Here is a 16,499-nt window from a genome sequence, read left to right as displayed (position 1 = left end):
ATTCTGGCGACCTAGGTCTCTATTCGCTCTCCGCCGCGGTGCATACGCTACCGAACATGGGCTCTCCACGTGCGTCTTCGGTCGGCAGAAAAAGAGGTCGCGCACTACGTGCGGGCGCAGCCCTCGCACTCGCAGCGGCCCTCGCGCTGACCGGATGCACGGGTGCTGGCGTCGCAGAGGACGTGCCGGCATCGACAGCTCAGACAGCCGGGGACACAGCGATCAGCACGCTGCTGACCGACCTCACCGAGCAGGAATTCGAGCAGAAGCAGTTCACCTCGCTCGTTGCCCAAGTGATGGTCGACGGTCGCGTCATCGATACCGTGACATATGGCGAATCGATGACCGGGTTCCCCGTCACCGAGGATGGTCGCTTCCGCAATGGAGCCGTCGCCATCATGTACGTGGCGGCGACCATGCTCGCAATGGCTGACGAAGGCCTGATCGATATCGACGAACCGATCGCGCGCTGGCTGCCCGATCTGCCCGGTGGCGATCAGGCCACGCCTCGGATGCTGGCATCCATGACCTCGGGCTACCCCGATCATGTCGCGAACCCGGATTTCCTCACCGCTCAAGCGGCGGCCCCCTTCCGCGCATGGACCGAGAAAGAGCTCCTCGCCTACAGTGCGGCAAGCCCTCGCCTTTTCGCTCCGGGGGAGAACTGGGACTACTCGCACGCCGGCTACATCATCCTCTCCCACGTGCTCGAGGCGGAGAGTGGCAAGACACTCGCCGAGCTCGTCGAGAAGTACGTCCTCGAGCCGTTGTCGCTCGACGGCACTGTCGCCGACGTCACCGCTCGGATTCCACACCCCGTCGTCCACGGCTTCACCGCGGAGCGCGGCATCTTCGAAGACTCGACCTATTGGAACCCGTCGTGGACGCTTCCGCACGGCGCGATCGAGACGACCACGATCGATGACATCACCTCGAGCTTCGACGCCATCGTCGGGCGCGGAGAGCTGCTCAGTGACGAGTCGCACCAGGCGATGATCTCGACAGACCTCGTCGGCTTCGGCGCCCCGCTCGACGGATGCCGTTCATGTCACACGCTGACGAAGGAATGGACCTACGGGCTCGGGGTGTTCCTCCGCGGCGACTGGGTGATGCAGACCCCGCTCTTCGGCGGCTACCAGGCCGCCGTCGCCACCCTGCCCGAGGCGCAATCACCCCTCGGTTCCGTGACGGTCTCCGTCTCGATCGTGCCGGGACCTGCGAGCTATACCGCCGACGAGTGGAACGGGAGCCTGGAGAACTACGCCGCAACGCTTGCGACCCAACTCGCCGCTGGCATCGTGCCCGAGAATCCCCCACCAGCACCCACGACCGCCCCGGCCCACTGACACATCCAGGACCTCAGAGATGATGAAGAACTCCACGGCTCTGCTGGCGGTCGCCGTCAGCGCCATGCTGATCGTGACCGGATGCAGTGCCACGAGCCCCGCAGCCCCTGGCCCGTCGACGACGGATGCCGCGCCAGAATATGCCGCGACCTTGGAGGAGAAGATCCCCGAGGTCATGGGGCAGAATGCGATCCCCGGGGTCGTCGTGAAGATCCTCTCTCCGGAGAAGGGCGACTGGTCTGCGACCTTCGGCACGGCCGAGCTCGGCAAATCGGTGCCGATGTCGATGGATGACTTCTTCCGCATCGGCAGCAATACGAAGACGATGACGTCGACCGTCATCCTGCAGCTGGTGGGAGAGGGCAGCCTCTCGCTCGACGATCCGATCTCGAAGTTCCGCCCCGACGTGCCGGGCGGCGACAACATCACGATCGCGCAGCTCTCTGAGATGCGCAGCGGACTGGTCAGCTACTCGTTCGACCCCGCGTTCAATGCGACTCTCGACAAGGATCCGCAGAAGGTCTGGACGCCGGACGAGCTGCTCGCGATCGCCTTCGCGTATCCCGCGAACTTCGCCCCGGGTGCGCAGTACGAGTACAGCAATACGAACATCGTGCTGCTCGGTCTCGTCATCGAGCAGCTCACCGGCATGTCGGCATCCGATGCGTTCCAACAGCGAATATTCGAGCCGCTGGGGCTGAAGAACACGTCCCTCCCGGAGCCCTCGGATGCGGCGATCGGCTCGCCGCACGCGCAGGGTTACCAGTTCGGCACCAACCGGGAGACGATCGATTCGTATGCTGTTCCCGCCGACCAGCTTCCGGCAGCGCTCGATGGCACTCTCGCACCGATCGATCAGACGGACGCGAACCCCTCCTGGGCCTGGACCGCGGGAGGCGCGATCTCGACTCCGGACGATCTCGCCGTCTATGTCAAAGCACTCGTAGGTGGCAGCCTGCTCGATGACACGATGCAGCAGATTCGCCTGGACAGCGTGCAGCCCACGGTCGCCGGTCAGACCGGCGGCGTCGGCTACGGACTCGGAATCGCGCAGTTCGCCCCCGGCATCCTCGGCCACGACGGCCAGCTCCCCGGCTATTCCACGTTCATGGTCTACAACAACGACACCGGTGACACGATCATCGTCGGGGCGAACCTCTCGGCTTCCCCCGTCGATGGTGAGACAGCAGCCGTCGTCGTCGCCAAGACGATCATCGCCGCCCTTTACGGAGCATCCGTCGTGCCCACCAGCAATCCCGCCGCACCAGAAACGCCTCCCGCAGGCTGAGCCGCACCTCTATGCTGGGGGCACCACAACTGGAGAAAGCCGTCATGCGCCGTCACCGTCATTCGCTCGTTCGTACCGGGATTGTCGCCCTTGCGATCGGTGCGGCTTCCCTCCTCGCCGGATGCTCGTCGTCTGACGCCCCCGGCGGCGATTCAACGGGCACGATCCCACCGGTCATCGTCGACATCAACGAGATCGAGGGCACGACGGTCCAGGTGGGCGAAGGCAACGTCATCGACCTCACGGGAGACGACGAAACCTATCTGGATTGGACCGCGGACATCACGGATTCATCGATCGTCGCGTTCACCCCGGGAAAGGATGACGGCAGCGCCCAGTTCAACCCCGGCCTGACGGCGCTCAAAGTCGGCGAGACCGAAGTGACGCTCGACAACGCGACGAGCGACCAGTCCGTGACCTTCACGGTCGAGGTGACTGCGGCGGAGTGACGGGCGCAGGTTTCGACTCGCTGCGCTCGCTCAACGACCCGCGGGCTGCTACTCAACCCGTTTCGTCTCGCTGCGCTCGCTCAACGACCCGCGAGCTGCTACTCGCCGCGCGAGATGCGCACCATGTCTTCACGGGGGACGACCTTGACGCGCGCCCGCTCCTGAGGTGCACCGAGTGCGACTTCGTGCTCGTCGAGTCGATGCCAGCCCTCGAGGTCGGTCCACTGGACCCCACGCGACTCGAGGAGAGCGGGAATCGCCGCCTCAGAAGTATCGGCCGGATCCCACCAGGAGCCCTGGTCGTTCACGAGGTGCTGCACGGTCTCCATCGCATCGGACTTGGTGTGGCCGATGAGGCCGACCGGTCCGCGCTTGATCCAGCCGGTGGCGTAGATACCCGGCACACGCTGGTTGGAGTCCTTGGCGATGACCTGGCCCTCACGGTTCGGGATCACGCCGTGCTTCTTGTCGAACGGAACGTCCTTGAGCGGCGAGCCGAAGTAGCCGACCGCCCGGTACATCTGCCCGATCGCGATCTCACGCAGCTCACCGGTGCCGAGGATGCCGCCGGAGCCGTCGGACTGCGTCCGCTCGTAGACGATGGCTGCAACCTTGCCGTCTGCGTCCTTCTTGATCTCGACGGGCTTTGCCCAGAAATGCAGGTGCAGCCGTCGGCTGGCTTCGCCCCCGGCGTTATTCACCGACGGGCGCGTGCGCCACTGCTGCAGGATGCGGTCGATGACCTTGACCTGCTTGTTGCTGGCGATCGCCGCGATCGATGCCTCGTCGTAATCGAAGTCCTCGTCGTACACGACCATGTCGACGTCGCGCAGGTCTCCGAGCTCACGCAGTTCGAGCGGCGTGAACTTCACCTGAGCGGGGCCGCGTCGACCGAAGATGTGCACGTCCGTGACTTTCGAGCCCTCGAGCACGGCGTGGACGTTTTCGGGAATCTCCGTGGGGAGCAGGTCCTCGGCGTGCTTGGCGAGCATGCGCGCAACATCGAGTGCCACGTTGCCGTTGCCGAGCACCGCGACCGATTCCGCATCCAGCGGCCACTCGCGCGGCACATCGGGGTGCCCATCGAACCAGCTCACGAAGTCCGCCGCACCGAATGATCCCTCAGCGTCGATCCCTGGGATGTCCAGGTTCGTGTCGCGAACCGCTCCGGTGGCGAAGATCACGGCGTTGTAGTGCTTCTTGAGGTCCTCGAGCGTGATGTCTTCACCGAAGCGCACGTTGCCGAAGATGCGGATATCACCGCGGTCGAGCACGTCGCGCAGAGCGTTGATGACGCCCTTGATGCGCGGATGATCGGGGGCGACCCCGTAGCGCACGAGACCGTAGGGAGCAGGAAGCTGCTCGAACAGGTCGATGGAGACGTCGAACGAGCGCTCGGTCTTCAGCAGAATGTCTGCCGCGTAGATACCGGCGGGGCCCGCCCCGACGATGGCCAGCCTGAGCTTGGTCATTGTTGTCCTTTCGGATGCTGCAGCGATGAATGCGATCGGCGGTGGAGCGGATCAGCTGCTGCGGTCTGCAAGAGTTTGGGCGAAGCGCGTGAGCGCGTCGCGCACCGGACCCTTGGGGAGCGGTGACAGTGCGTCGATGGCATCGCGTGTCCATGAGCGCGCCAGGTCGAGCGTCTTCTGGGTGACGGCGTGATCCCGCAGCTCCGCGAGGGGCTGATCGAGGATCAGCGCATCTTCTCCCGCGGCGATGCGCTCTACGCCGTCGTCGATGCGTACGGCGAGTTCGATGGCTGCGGCATCCGGCTCTGCCTTCAGCAAAAGGTACGGCATGGTGGGCACACCCGCACGCAGGTCTGTGCCGGGGACCTTGCCGGTCTCTTCGGGATTCGCCGAAAGGTCGATCACGTCATCGAGCAGCTGGAACGCGATGCCGACCTTCTCGCCGTACAACCGGAGCGGCTCGACGTACTCGGTCGGAGCATTCGAGAAGATCGCCCCGCCCTGGGTCGCTGCCGCGATGAGCGAGCCGGTCTTGTCGGCCAGCACCTGGATGTAGAACTCGATCGGGTCATCGCCCGCTTGGGCCCCGAGCGTCTCGTGCAGCTGGCCCATCACGAGCCGCTCGAACGTATCGGCCTGCAGCTTGATCGCCCGATCGCCGTAGCGTGCCATGAGCTGGCTGGCGCGCGAGAAGAGGATGTCCCCGGTGAGGATGGCGACGTTGTTGCCCCACACCGCGTGCGCGGCCGGCACCCCGCGTCGACGGTCGGCACCGTCCATGACGTCGTCGTGGTAGAGCGAGCCGAGGTGGGTGATTTCCAGCGCCCTGGCGATGTCGAGCACCGCGGGAGTGTTCCCGTCGCCGAGCTGCGCGGTCAGCAGCGTGAGAACGGGCCGGATGCGCTTGCCGCCGGCCTCGTACAGGTAGCGTGCGGATGCGTCGGCGATCGAGTCGGCAACGCGCAGCTCCTCGGCCATGCCGCTCTCAACGAGGTCGAGGCCGTCTTCGATCTGCCGAGCGACGCGGCGGGCAGCGGGCCCGACGAACACGCGGTCGCTGAAGCCGAGGCGGTTCGCGAGGCGCGAACCCGAGGCAGCGGGGCTCGAAGTCACGGTGTCCACCCTACCCGTGGCTCACGCACGCTTCGTCACCGGTGAGGACACCGGTTTCACAGCTCGATGAAGTGCGACGATTCCGAAGGAGAGATTGCGGTATTCGACGTTCGACCAGCCCGCCTCTCGGATCCACGACGAGAGCTTCTTCTGATCCGGCCAATCCCGAATCGACTCGTTGAGATAGTCGTAGGCGTCGCCGTTGGTGCCGGCCATCCGTGCGACGCGCGGCAGCACCTGAGCGTTGTAGAAGCGGTACAGGCCCCGGAACACCGTGCCGGGAGGTGTGGAGAATTCGTTGATGACCAGTCGTCCGCCCGGCTTGGTGACACGGAACAGCTCAGCAAGCGCCTTCTTCGGCTGCTGGACGTTGCGCAGCCCGTAAGACATCGTCACGGCGTCGAACTCGTCATCGGCGAACGGCAGGTTCATGGCATCCGCTTCGACGAAGCTCAAGTTCTTCAGATGCCCGTGTCGGCGCTCGCCCTCGGCGAGCATCCCCGGCGAGAAGTCGGCCGCGACGACGTCGGCGCCGCTTGCGGCGAGGGATGCCGAAGAGGATGCTGTCCCCGCTGCGAGATCGAGGATGCGCTCGGCGCGTTTCGGCGCCACCGCACGGGTCGTCGCCGCGCGCCAGAAGGCGTCGTTACCGAACGTCATCACGGTGTTCGTGCGGTCGTAGCCGGCGGCCACCTGATCGAACATGCCGCTCACGCGCGCAGGGTCGCGGCCGAGATCGGCGCGGTTGGGCTGGCTCATCCCTCCAGTCTAGATCTGTCAGCGCCCGGGAGATCTGTCGAGCCCCAGCGCTTCGAGTCGGTCGAGCCACGCATCTGCGGTCGCGTCGTCGAAGGGCGCGACCTGTGCGCGCACCCGCTCTTCGAGATCGAGCGCGAGCGATTCGAGGCGCGCCATGACGTCCGCCGGGTAGCCGTATCGGATGCTGTGCTCAGCCCACTCGTCGCGGTCGTCGACCCAGGTGCCGCGGTCGCCCTCGACACGGACGACATCGAGGTCCATATCGATGCCGGTCACAAGAGTCGGGTTGTCGTCGCTCCAGCGGATGTCCCAGCCGAGATCGATGTAGACACGCATGCCATTCGGATGATCCCGATTGACCCGCAGCGTGTAGTCGGCACCCGGCGGCACCAGGGTGACTTTGTTCCGTCTGCCGACGTGATCGATCGCCGGCACCAGGGTCACGTTGCTCGGTGTGTCCGCGGCGAAGCGGGCGCCCGGACGCTCGCTGCGCCAGCCGATCGGCTGCCCGATCCAGTCGCCCCACTCGTCCGTTCCGAGATACACGCACTCATGACGCCAGTGCGGTGAGTCGTCCCACTTGCGCCACTGGAAGACCATCTCGGAGCCGGGGGCGGGACGTGCAGCGCTCATCCGCTCACTCTATGACCGAGCCGGTCACGTGCGTCAGTCCGCATAAGCTAGAGCGGTGAGCAGCACTCGCCTGATCGTGCAGACCCGAGAATTCGATCCGGTCGAAGACCTCCTCGCGTACGCGGACCCCGATCACCCGCTCGTGTGGCTTCGACGCGAAGACGGGATCGTCGCCGTGGGCAGTGGGACGCCGGCATCCATCCGCGTTCCCGCTGGACAGTCACGGCTGCGCGCCGCGATCATGGCCGACGCGTGGCGTGAACTCGCCAATGCCGCAGAGGTCGATGACTCTGTAGGCCTGCCCGGCACGGGCCTCGTCGGATTCGGTGCGCTCACCTTCGACGAGAATTCGCCTGCCGACAGCATCCTGACCATTCCATCGGTCATCCTCGGCAAACATCAGGGGCGCGGCTGGATCACACGCATCGCGCGGGCGGGCGAGGATCTGCCGCAGGATCGTCCCGACGCCACGCTCGAGCCCTGCGAATACGGGCCGCACTGGGCCGGGACCGTGGGCCCGGGCGCCCAGACACCGGAGGGATATCAGGCATCGGTGCGCGCGGCGCTTGCGCGCATCGGCAACGGTGAGGTCAGCAAGGTCGTACTCGCCCGTGATCTCGCCGGGACGATCCCGGCGGGTTCCGACCTGCGCCGCCTCGTTCGCGACCTGTCGACCGGTTACCCCGACACCTGGACGTTCGCGGTCGACGGGATGATCGGCGCGAGCCCCGAGACCCTCGTCACCGTTCAGGATCGCACCGTGACCGCTCGCGTGCTGGCGGGCACCATCGGGCGCGGCGCGGATCCCGATCAGGATGCTGTTGCCTCGGCGCACCTCGCCACCAGCACCAAGGACATGGACGAGCACCAGTACGCCGTGCAGTCGCTCCTGCTGTCGCTCCAACCGCATGTGCGGGCGATGGCGTCGAGCGAGCAGCCGTTCCTGCTGAAGCTGCCGAACCTGTTCCACCTCGCCACCGACGTCGAAGGGGAGCTGACAGACGGCGGATCCGCACTAGACCTGGTCGGAGCGCTGCATCCGACCGCCGCTGTCGCGGGAACCCCGACCGCCGCAGCCGTCGCTGCGATCGCGGAGATCGAACCGTTCGACCGTGGACGCTACGCCGGCCCTGTCGGCTGGATCGACGGTGACGGCAACGGTGAATGGGCGATCGCGCTGCGGTGCGCACAGTTCACTCCCCGGCCGGATGCCATCGGTGTCACCGCCTACGCGGGTGCGGGGATCGTGGCGGCCAGCGACCCGGAGACGGAGTTACTGGAGACGCGGGTGAAGTTCCGACCGTTGGTGGACGCGCTGGCGTAGGGGGCGGGGAGACTTCGACTCGCTTCGCTCGCTCAGTCCGTTTCGTCTCGCTTCGCTCGCTCAACGGCCCGCGGGGGTCAGGGCCCGCGGGGGTCAGGGACCGGGCGTGTTAGGGACCGGTGTCAGGGACGGGCGGGGCGGGGGTCAGGTCGCGGCGAGGCGGCGCTTCTCGGCCTCGACGTCGAAGTCGGCGGCCGGCCACTGCGGATCGATGTGCTCCAGCGCGGTCAGCAGCAGTTCCTGCACGGCGAGGCGCGCGTACCACTTGCTGTCCGCGGGCACCACGTACCAGGGCGCCTGCTCGGTGGATGTGCGGTCGAAGACCGTCTGATATGCCTGCATGTACTGCGGCCACAGCATCCGCTCGTCGACATCACCGGGGTTGAACTTCCAGTATTTGTCGGGGCGCTCGAGCCGCTCCGTGAGGCGCTCTTTCTGCTCGGCGGGCGAGATGTGCAGCATGACCTTGATGATGCGCGTGCCGGATGCCGCAACCTGCGCCTCGAATTCGTTGATCGCGTCGTACCGTCGTTCGATCTCGTCAGCCGGGGCGAGCTCACGAACGCGACCGATCAGCACGTCCTCGTAGTGCGACCGATCGAAGACGCCGATGAAGCCGGGCTCGGGCAGCTTCTTCTCGATGCGCCAGAGGAAGTCGTGTTCGAGCTCCTCGGCCGTCGGCGCTTTGAATGCGGCGAGCGCAACGCCCTGCGGATCGACGCCGCCGACGACGTGCCGGACGATGCCGCCCTTGCCCGCGGAGTCCATCGCCTGCAGCACGAGCAGCACGGAGTCGGTCGTTACCCCCGCACGGCTCTCTGCGAACAGTCTCTCCTGCAGTTCGCTGAGGGCCTCGATGCCGACCGCGAGGTCCTTCTCGCCCTGTTTCTTGTCGCCGTCGTAACCGGGGTGGCTGCCCGGGTCGACGTCATCGATGCGGAATCCCTCCCGCACGCGCAAAAGTTCGGTCGCCTCGCCGGTCCACCCTCGCTTGCTCATGGGTACATCCTGCCCCAGCATCCGCTCAGCGCTCCAGCGGAACCTCGATGATCTGACGGCCGCCGACGGGCGATGTCAGCGCCTGGTCGAGCGCGGTGCGCGTGGTGATGCGCTGATAGTCCCAGCCGTAGGCGAGCGCGAGCTGCTCGAGCTGCACGCTGTGGGGTGTGTAGAAGGCGCGATCGAGGTCCTCGCGCGGGGCGGAGTCCGCGACCTCGAGGGAGTCGAAGATCGTCCCGCCGCCGTCGTTGCCGACGATGACCTGGATGCGCGGCTCCTGTTCATCCGGCGGCAGAAGGAGAGATCCGACATCGTGGAGGAATGCGAGATCACCGAGCAGGACGCGGGTGATTCCGGCGGCGCCGTCGGCCTGGCTCGCGATCGCGATCCCGAGGGCCGTGGCGATCGTGCCGTCGATGCCGGCGAGCCCGCGGTTCGCGTGCACGGGGACCTTCTTGCCGCCGAGCACGGCGTCAGCGACGCGGACGAGCCGGGATGACCCGAACATCAGCCGGTCGTGCGGCCAGGTCGCCCGCCAGACGGCGTCGACGAGCAGCTCGCGATCGAGCGGACGGCGCACCGCGTCGAGTTCGGCACGTACCGCATCGCGTCGTGCGGCGAAGTCCTTCGAGTTCAGCCCGTCCTGATCGGGAGCGTCTTCGCTGAGGTCGATGACGGATGCTGCGGATGCCCGCATCCACGCACCCAGCCAGTCGCGGTCGGCAGTACCCGGGCCTGCGACAACGGATGCCGCGGCGTGTGTTCTCCCGTTGAGGTTCAGCGCCTCGCCACCCGAGCGCACGGCGATGACCTCGACGTCGTCGCGCCGCAGGAGCGCGGTGACCTCACGGCTGAGGGTCGGATGCCCGAGCACGATGACGCGTTCGATCCGTCCACCGAGCTCACCGTTGCGCAGGTGCTCGCGGTAGCCGTGCACGACGTGCCGGCCGAACCGTGAGCCGCTGACGACCTCGGCGACCAGCGGCCAGGATCCGGCGTGCGCGATCTCTTCCGCTGCAGCCCCCGCATCAGCGCCAGCCACGACGATCGTGCGAGGTCCGCGTTCCAGGACGAGCGAGTCGGCGGCATCCGGTGCGGGTGCGTCACCGGCGATGACACCGAGATCAGCGGGAAGCACCCCGGAGAGCGGCTCACGCGTGGGCAGATTCAGGTGCACGGGGCCTGCGATGCCGGGCAGCGCCGTGGCACCAGCATCCGCCCCCATCGCCACGGCGACCGCCTCGCGACCGAGGCCCGCCCAGGAGCCGTCGCCGGGAACCGGCGCATCGCGCTGCCACCGCACGAAGGCGCCGAACATCCCGGGCTGGATCGTCGCCTGGTTCGCGCCGACGCCGCGCAGTTCCGGCGGCCGATCTGCGGTGAGCAAGAGGAGCGGGATGCCGGCGTGGAAGGCTTCCATCGTTGCGGGCAGCAGGTTCGCGGCGGCCGTGCCGGAGGTGCAGATCACCGCGGCAGGCACCCGGGTCTCGCGGGCAAGGCCGAGGGCTGTGAAGCCTGCGACTCGCTCGTCGATGCGAACGTGCACGCGGATGACGCCCTGCCGGGCGAGGTGCACAGCGGCGAGCGCCAACGCCTGCGAGCGCGACCCCGGAGAGATCACGACATCACGGATACCGTTCTCGACGAGCTCGACGAGCAGGGATGCCGCGGCATCCGCAGCGGGCGATGAGGTCATGAACGCGAGTCCGCGGCGGGGCCGTCGGTCTCGTCGTCGAGGCGCGCGAGTTCTTCTTCGAGACGGCGGATGCGCTCATCCTGCTCGTTCTTCCCGAGGGTCCGCAGGAACTCGGGGTTGTCGTCCGGCGCGAGAGAGCGCACGGCCTCACCGTCGCTGCGACGACGCCGCCCGATGACGAACCACAGGATTCCGCCGAGCACAGGAATAAGGACGACGATGGCGATCCAGGCGCCCTTGGGCACACCGCGGTGCCGCGTCGCCGGCTGCACGGCGCAGTCCACGATGCTGAACACCCAGAAAACGAGGGCCAGGAAGCCCCCGACAATCAGTACTCTCGCCACCTCTTCAGTCTAAGCGGCTTATCCGCGCCATGGTTCGCCACCGATCTCGGGAGCGAAGATCACGCGCTAGCATGACCGACATGGGCCGGATCACCACGAGGCATCCTGTCGTGAAGATCACGGCGGACGGCAGCTCTGTGCGCCGGTCCGACACACTCGCCGTCGAAGAACCGCTCGAGATCCGCGTGGCCGGCACCCCGCTCGCGATCACGATGCGCACGCCGGGGCACGATGTCGAGCTGGCTGCGGGCTTTCTCGTCTCAGAGGCGGTCATCGCCTCCGGGTCGGACTTCCTCAGCGCGATCCACTGCGGCGGCCCTGGCACGGGTGGTGTCGAGAACACCTACAACGTGCTCGATGTCGCACTCGCGCCCGGAGTCGCGCTGCCCGATCCGCAGCTCGCCCGCAACTTCTACACGACCAGCTCGTGCGGCATGTGCGGCAAGGCCTCGATCGAAGCGGTCGAGACGGTTTCGTCCTATGACGTCGCGGCGGACGACGCGGCAGTGGATGCTGTCGCCCTCGCCGGCTTCCCCGATGCCCTGCGTGCCCAGCAAGCGGTCTTCGACAAGACCGGCGGGCTGCACGCAGCGGCGCTCTTCGATGCGGCAACCGGCGAGCTGCTCGTGCTGCGCGAGGATGTCGGGCGCCACAACGCCGTCGACAAGGTCGTCGGGTGGGCCGTGCTGAACGATCGCCTCCCTCTGACGGGGTGCGTCCTGATGGTGTCGGGACGCGCGAGCTTCGAGCTCGTGCAGAAATCGATCATGGCCGGGATTCCGATCCTCGCCGCCGTGTCTGCTCCGTCATCGCTCGCCGTGGAACTGGCGACATCATCCGGCCTGACGCTTGTCGGATTCCTGCGGGGCGCAACGATGAACGTGTACTCGCACGCCGAGCGCGTCGTTCTGTCCGCGTCTGATGCGAGCAGCACCCCATCACTATCCCCAGCCACAATGTGACCGATCCTCGAAAGGGAGCTCGACATGCGGAATTCGTCACTGAAGCAGGACTTCCGCGAGGCCGACATCGAAGTCGGAAAGCCGATGGACTACGCCGTGGGCATCGAAGCCGTCGAGAAGGCGATGCTTCCCGCCGAGGAGCACCTCGGCACCCTGCGCACCGCGAAGGTCTCCCTCACCATCAACCAGAAGAAGGGCTTCGACTGCCCCTCGTGCGCGTGGGCGAATCCAGATCATTCCAAGACGCTGGAGTTCTGCGAGAACGGTCTGAAGAACATCGTCTGGGATGCCACTCCCGTCGTCATCGAAGACGCGTTCTGGCAGGAGAACAGCCTGTCGAGCATGCGTGACAAGAGTGAATACTGGCTCGGGATGCAAGGCCGCATCACGAAGCCCATGTACAAGCGTGCCGGCTCCGACCATTACGAGCCGGTGTCATGGGACGAGGCGCTCGACGTGCTGGCCGCGAAGCTGCGCGGGTTGGACTCCCCCGATGAAGCGGTGTTCTACATATCCGGTCGCATCATGAATGAACCGGCTTATCTGCTGCAGCTCTTCGCCCGCGCTTATGGCACGAATAACCTGCCGGACTGCTCGAATATGTGCCATGAAGCAACCGGGTCAGGAATGGTGCCCTCGATCGGCATCGGCAAATCCACGGTGCACTACGACGACTTCGCCTGGTCAGAACTGGTGATCGTGATGGGCCAGAACCCCGGGACCAACCATCCGCGCATGCTCAATGCACTCGAAGACACCAAGACCCGCGGGGGAAAGATCGTCGCGGTCAACCCGCTGCCGGAGGCATCGCTCAAGCGCTACAAGAACCCGCAGACCGTCTCGGGCGAGGTGGCCAAGGGCACGAAGATGGCAGATCAGTTCGTGCAGATTCGCATCGGCGGAGACATGCACCTGATCCAGGCGGTTGCCAAGCGCGTGCTCGAAGCAGAGGATGCTGCCCCCGGCACAGTTTTGGACCACGACTTCATCTCGGAGCACTGCCACGGCTTCGACGAGTACCGCGCACACATCATGCAGGTCGATGAGGCAGAGGTACTCGAGGAGACCGGCCTCACGAGCGACGAGATCGACGAGCTCGCGCAGCGCTATATCCACAGCAATGCGACGATCATCACCTGGGCCCTGGGCATCACTCAGCACAAGAAGGCCGTCGGCACGATCGCCGAGATCATGAACCTACTGATGCTCAAGGGAAACATCGGCAAGAAGGGCGCTGGCGCCTCGCCGATTCGCGGCCACAGCAATGTGCAGGGCGATCGAACGATGGGCGTCTGGGAGAAGATCTCACCCGCATTCGCCACCGCGCTCGAGGACGAGTTCAGATTCACCGTGCCGACGGAACCGGGACTCGATTCTGTCGACGCGATGAACGCCATGGAGACCGGGAAAATCAAGGTGTTCCTGAGCATGGCGGGAAATCTTGTCGCCGCGATCAGCGATTCCGGACGCGCCGAGGACCAGATCAGCCAGGTGGATCTCACCGTCCAGGTGGCGACGAAGCTCAATCGCTCGCACATCGTGACGGGCAAGGAATCTCTTCTGCTGCCCGTGCTCGTGCGGGCCGAGCGCGACGAGCAGGAGAGCGGCCTGCAGTTCGTGACCTCCGAAGACACCGTGTGCCGCATCAACATGAGCCACGGCGAGATCTCGCCGGTGGCGCCAGATCTGCTCTCCGACGTTTCGGTGCTCGCACGGCTCGGCCATCGCGTGCTGGGCGGCACTCATCCGCACATCGACTGGCTCGGCTTCGAGCGGGACTACGACTCCATCCGCGATGCGATCTCACGGACGATCCCCGGCTTCGAGAACTTCAACGAACGGGTGCGCAAAGAGAAGAGCTTCGTGCTCCCGCATCCGCCGCGTGACTCCCGGACGTTCCCGACCGCGACAGGCCGGGCGCAGTTCACGATTGAGCACACCGAGCAGTTCCCCGTGCCCGAAGGCCGCCTGCTGCTGCAGTCGATGCGCGCGCACGATCAGCACAACACCACGATCTACAGCCTGAACGACCGCTACCGCGGGATCAAGAAGGGCCGCTTCGTCGTGTTCGTGCACCCGGACGATCTCACGGAGCAGGGTCTGGTGGACGGACAGACCGTAGACATCTTCAGTGAGTGGCCCGGCGAGCCGGACCGCGTGCTGCGCGGGTATCGGGCCGCTTCGTACCCCACAGCGAAGGGGTGCGCAGCCATGTACTTCCCGGAGCCGAATGTGCTCGTACCGCGCGGTGCCGTTGCCGATGTCTGCAACACACCAACCTCGAAGCAGATCATCGTGCGGATCGATCCGGGAGCCGAAGCCGCGGCGGGAGGCCGCCCTGTGGCTGTGTGATCCCTGTGGCGGTGTGATCAGGGAGCAGACTTACACTTGACGCATGAAGAAGTTGCCGCCCCTCGTCGTCTACACCGTATTGCGGCTCCTCGCTTTCCTCGTTCCGCTGGCGATCATGTGGCTTTTCTTCCCGATCATGCGCGAGCTCTGGTACTTCACCGTGATCTTCGCCGCGCTGATCGGCGTCAGCGTCTCGATCATCTTCCTGCGCAAGCCGCTGTCCAGCGCATCGGCCGAGATCTACGAGCGCCGTGAAGCGCATGCCGGCGAGCGTCGGCAAAGCGTCGCCCTCCAGGACGCGGATGCCGAGGATACGGCGCTGGACGCTCCGGGTTCCGAAGCGGACTCCAGCGACAGCCCTCAGACGAGCACGAGCTGAGCGTCAGGCGGCGAACGCCCAGTACAGCGCGCCCGCGTACGCAAGAGCGGTGAGAGAAGTCAGCCCGAGGGCGACGACGAGTTCTCGCGCCTGACGGTACGACCAGACGATCACGACCGCCGGGATGCCGGCGAGCAGAGCCAGCAGCGCGAGCCACGCGATCGGGTACAGCAGTGCGATGAGCGCGGCGATCGCGAACGGCACCACGACGAACACCGTGTACAGCACCTTCGTCGCGCGACGACCGATCGTCACGGTGAGCGTGCGCTTGCCGACCTCGCGGTCCTGATCGATGTCGCGCAGGTTGTTCGCGAGCAGCACCGCGCAGCCGAACAGACCCGCCGCGACCGCGCCGAGCCAGGCCTCCAGCGGCAGGTGGAATGCCTGGACCCACGTCGTTCCGAGCACAGGGACGAGCCCGAAGAAGATGAAGACGAAGACCTCGCCGAGCCCCATGTACCCGTACGGGCGCTTGCCGCCGGTGTAGAACCAGGCGGCGATGATGCAGGCGGCCCCTACGGCCAGCATCCACCACTGCCCGGTGCGGATCACGATCGCGAGCCCGACGAGGGCGGCAAGCGCGAAGAACGCAAGCCCGATGATGAGCACGGTGCGCGGGGCGACCTGGCCGGAGGCCGTGAGCCGAGCGGGCCCGACGCGTTTCGCGTCGGTGCCGCGGATGCCGTCGCTGTAGTCGTTCGTGAAGTTCACGCCGATCTGCAGGAGGACGGCGACGGCGAGGCACGCGAGCGCGATGGCCCAGTGCAGTTCGGGGTCGACGAGCTGCGCGGCCCCGGTTCCGATGACCACGGGTGCGACGGCGAGCGGGAGCGTGCGCAGTCGTGCGGCTCCGATCCAATCACCGATGGTGACCGGAGGGGCCTCGACGACGGGGCGCCTGGCGGGGTTTCCGCTGGTGCGCACCGGCTTGCGCTTCGCCGACGATGAGTTGCGTTTTGAGGATGCTGCCACGCTGGGGAAGTTTACTAGCGGAGCCGATGCGCGTCGCTCGGTTGCGCGCGTCTCCGCGTCTCGCTCGATCGCTGAGCTTGTCGAAGCGTCGACGCTATGCGTTCGGGTTGCTGTCCTTGCCGTCCAGCCACAGGGTGTCACCGGCATCCGCATGCGTCCCGCCGGAGTCGACATGTTTCGCGGAGATCTGCGGCCCCTTCGTGATCACGTGCACGATTGCCATGCCGTGTCCGCGTCCGAGGTCGTAGTCGGTCTTCAGCCATTCCAGGATCGGCGTGGCCTTCGTCGTCGCGTCGAATCCCTTCTCTGTTGCGAGATCGATGAGCTGTCGCGGAGTGAGTCCGGTCTTGGTCTCGACGGCGTCGAGGTATGCCTGAAATGACATCGTGTTCTCCTTGGGTGAGCGGTCAG

16 protein-coding genes are annotated in these 16,499 nt (G+C 66.2%); 7 read left to right on the top strand and 9 right to left on the bottom strand.

From position 1 onward, the window contains the following. The first annotated feature begins 56 nt into the window (after positions 1–56). The 3 genes from ACTIAO_RS08245 to ACTIAO_RS08235 are packed head-to-tail and all read left to right on the top strand — an operon-like array spanning position 57 to position 3,083. Positions 57–1,346: a serine hydrolase domain-containing protein gene (locus ACTIAO_RS08245; RefSeq protein WP_441905808.1), complete on the top strand. Its 1,290-nt coding sequence runs from the start codon at positions 57–59 to the stop codon at positions 1,344–1,346. A gap of 19 nt (positions 1,347–1,365) precedes the next feature. Next, positions 1,366–2,634: a serine hydrolase domain-containing protein gene (locus ACTIAO_RS08240; protein WP_441905807.1), complete on the top strand. Its 1,269-nt coding sequence runs from the start codon at positions 1,366–1,368 to the stop codon at positions 2,632–2,634. Between the two features lie 44 nt (positions 2,635–2,678). Further along, positions 2,679–3,083, top strand: a complete 405-nt coding sequence (locus ACTIAO_RS08235) for a hypothetical protein (RefSeq protein WP_441905806.1) — start codon at positions 2,679–2,681, stop codon at positions 3,081–3,083. Between the two features lie 98 nt (positions 3,084–3,181). On the opposite strand, the gene ACTIAO_RS08230 is transcribed toward ACTIAO_RS08235, so the two are convergent. Genes ACTIAO_RS08230 through ACTIAO_RS08215 form a run of 4 tightly spaced genes read right to left on the bottom strand, consistent with a single transcriptional unit; the run spans position 3,182 to position 7,060 of the window. Beyond that, positions 3,182–4,555 (bottom strand): FAD-dependent oxidoreductase, encoded by a 1,374-nt coding sequence (locus ACTIAO_RS08230; RefSeq protein ID WP_441905805.1) that lies wholly within the window; start codon positions 4,553–4,555, stop codon positions 3,182–3,184. Positions 4,556–4,606: 51 nt separating this feature from the next. Next, a complete protein-coding gene (locus ACTIAO_RS08225; protein ID WP_441905803.1) occupies positions 4,607–5,668 on the bottom strand; it encodes a polyprenyl synthetase family protein in 1,062 nt (353 codons plus the stop codon). Between the two features lie 21 nt (positions 5,669–5,689). Then, positions 5,690–6,427: a class I SAM-dependent methyltransferase gene (locus ACTIAO_RS08220; protein WP_441905802.1), complete on the bottom strand. Its 738-nt coding sequence runs from the start codon at positions 6,425–6,427 to the stop codon at positions 5,690–5,692. Positions 6,428–6,445: 18 nt separating this feature from the next. After that, a complete protein-coding gene (locus ACTIAO_RS08215; protein WP_441905801.1) occupies positions 6,446–7,060 on the bottom strand; it encodes a DUF402 domain-containing protein in 615 nt (204 codons plus the stop codon). Between the two features lie 55 nt (positions 7,061–7,115). Between ACTIAO_RS08215 and ACTIAO_RS08210 the strand changes: the two genes are divergently transcribed. After that, entirely contained in the window at positions 7,116–8,384 is a 1,269-nt protein-coding gene (locus tag ACTIAO_RS08210; RefSeq protein WP_441905800.1) for an isochorismate synthase, read from the top strand. Between the two features lie 144 nt (positions 8,385–8,528). Here ACTIAO_RS08210 and ACTIAO_RS08205 read toward each other — a convergent pair whose 3' ends face one another. Genes ACTIAO_RS08205 through ACTIAO_RS08195 form a run of 3 tightly spaced genes read right to left on the bottom strand, consistent with a single transcriptional unit; the run spans position 8,529 to position 11,423 of the window. After that, entirely contained in the window at positions 8,529–9,383 is an 855-nt protein-coding gene (locus tag ACTIAO_RS08205; protein WP_441905799.1) for a polyphosphate kinase 2 family protein, read from the bottom strand. Positions 9,384–9,408: 25 nt separating this feature from the next. Then, entirely contained in the window at positions 9,409–11,079 is a 1,671-nt protein-coding gene (gene menD, locus ACTIAO_RS08200; protein ID WP_441905798.1) for a 2-succinyl-5-enolpyruvyl-6-hydroxy-3-cyclohexene-1-carboxylic-acid synthase, read from the bottom strand. Then, on the bottom strand, positions 11,076–11,423 hold the full coding sequence (locus ACTIAO_RS08195) for a PLD nuclease N-terminal domain-containing protein (protein WP_441905797.1): 348 nt from the start codon (positions 11,421–11,423) through the stop codon (positions 11,076–11,078). Before ACTIAO_RS08195 ends, menD begins: the two co-directional genes overlap by 4 nt. 80 nt (positions 11,424–11,503) lie before the next feature. Here ACTIAO_RS08195 and fdhD point away from each other — a divergent pair, with 80 nt between their 5' ends. Genes fdhD through ACTIAO_RS08180 form a run of 3 tightly spaced genes read left to right on the top strand, consistent with a single transcriptional unit; the run spans position 11,504 to position 15,116 of the window. Then, on the top strand, positions 11,504–12,385 hold the full coding sequence (fdhD, locus tag ACTIAO_RS08190) for a formate dehydrogenase accessory sulfurtransferase FdhD (RefSeq protein WP_441905796.1): 882 nt from the start codon (positions 11,504–11,506) through the stop codon (positions 12,383–12,385). Positions 12,386–12,409: 24 nt separating this feature from the next. Next, complete coding sequence (locus ACTIAO_RS08185; RefSeq protein ID WP_441905795.1) at positions 12,410–14,737, top strand: FdhF/YdeP family oxidoreductase; 2,328 nt, start codon at positions 12,410–12,412, stop codon at positions 14,735–14,737. A 43-nt stretch (positions 14,738–14,780) separates the two neighbouring features. Next, positions 14,781–15,116, top strand: coding sequence for a DUF4229 domain-containing protein (locus tag ACTIAO_RS08180; protein ID WP_441905794.1), 336 nt, complete (start codon positions 14,781–14,783; stop codon positions 15,114–15,116). A gap of 3 nt (positions 15,117–15,119) precedes the next feature. Here ACTIAO_RS08180 and ACTIAO_RS08175 read toward each other — a convergent pair whose 3' ends face one another. Both ACTIAO_RS08175 and ACTIAO_RS08170 read right to left on the bottom strand, forming a co-directional pair. After that, positions 15,120–16,088, bottom strand: coding sequence for a 1,4-dihydroxy-2-naphthoate polyprenyltransferase (locus tag ACTIAO_RS08175; protein WP_441905793.1), 969 nt, complete (start codon positions 16,086–16,088; stop codon positions 15,120–15,122). A 94-nt stretch (positions 16,089–16,182) separates the two neighbouring features. After that, positions 16,183–16,473: a DUF4287 domain-containing protein gene (locus ACTIAO_RS08170; RefSeq protein ID WP_441905792.1), complete on the bottom strand. Its 291-nt coding sequence runs from the start codon at positions 16,471–16,473 to the stop codon at positions 16,183–16,185. Positions 16,474–16,499 lie beyond the last annotated feature (26 nt).

The organism is Microbacterium sp. (genome assembly GCF_052099035.1).
Taxonomy (GTDB): Bacteria; Actinomycetota; Actinomycetes; order Actinomycetales; family Microbacteriaceae; genus Microbacterium.
Note: the sequence above shows the minus strand (reverse complement) of the source record. Positions and strands in the feature narration are given on the sequence as shown.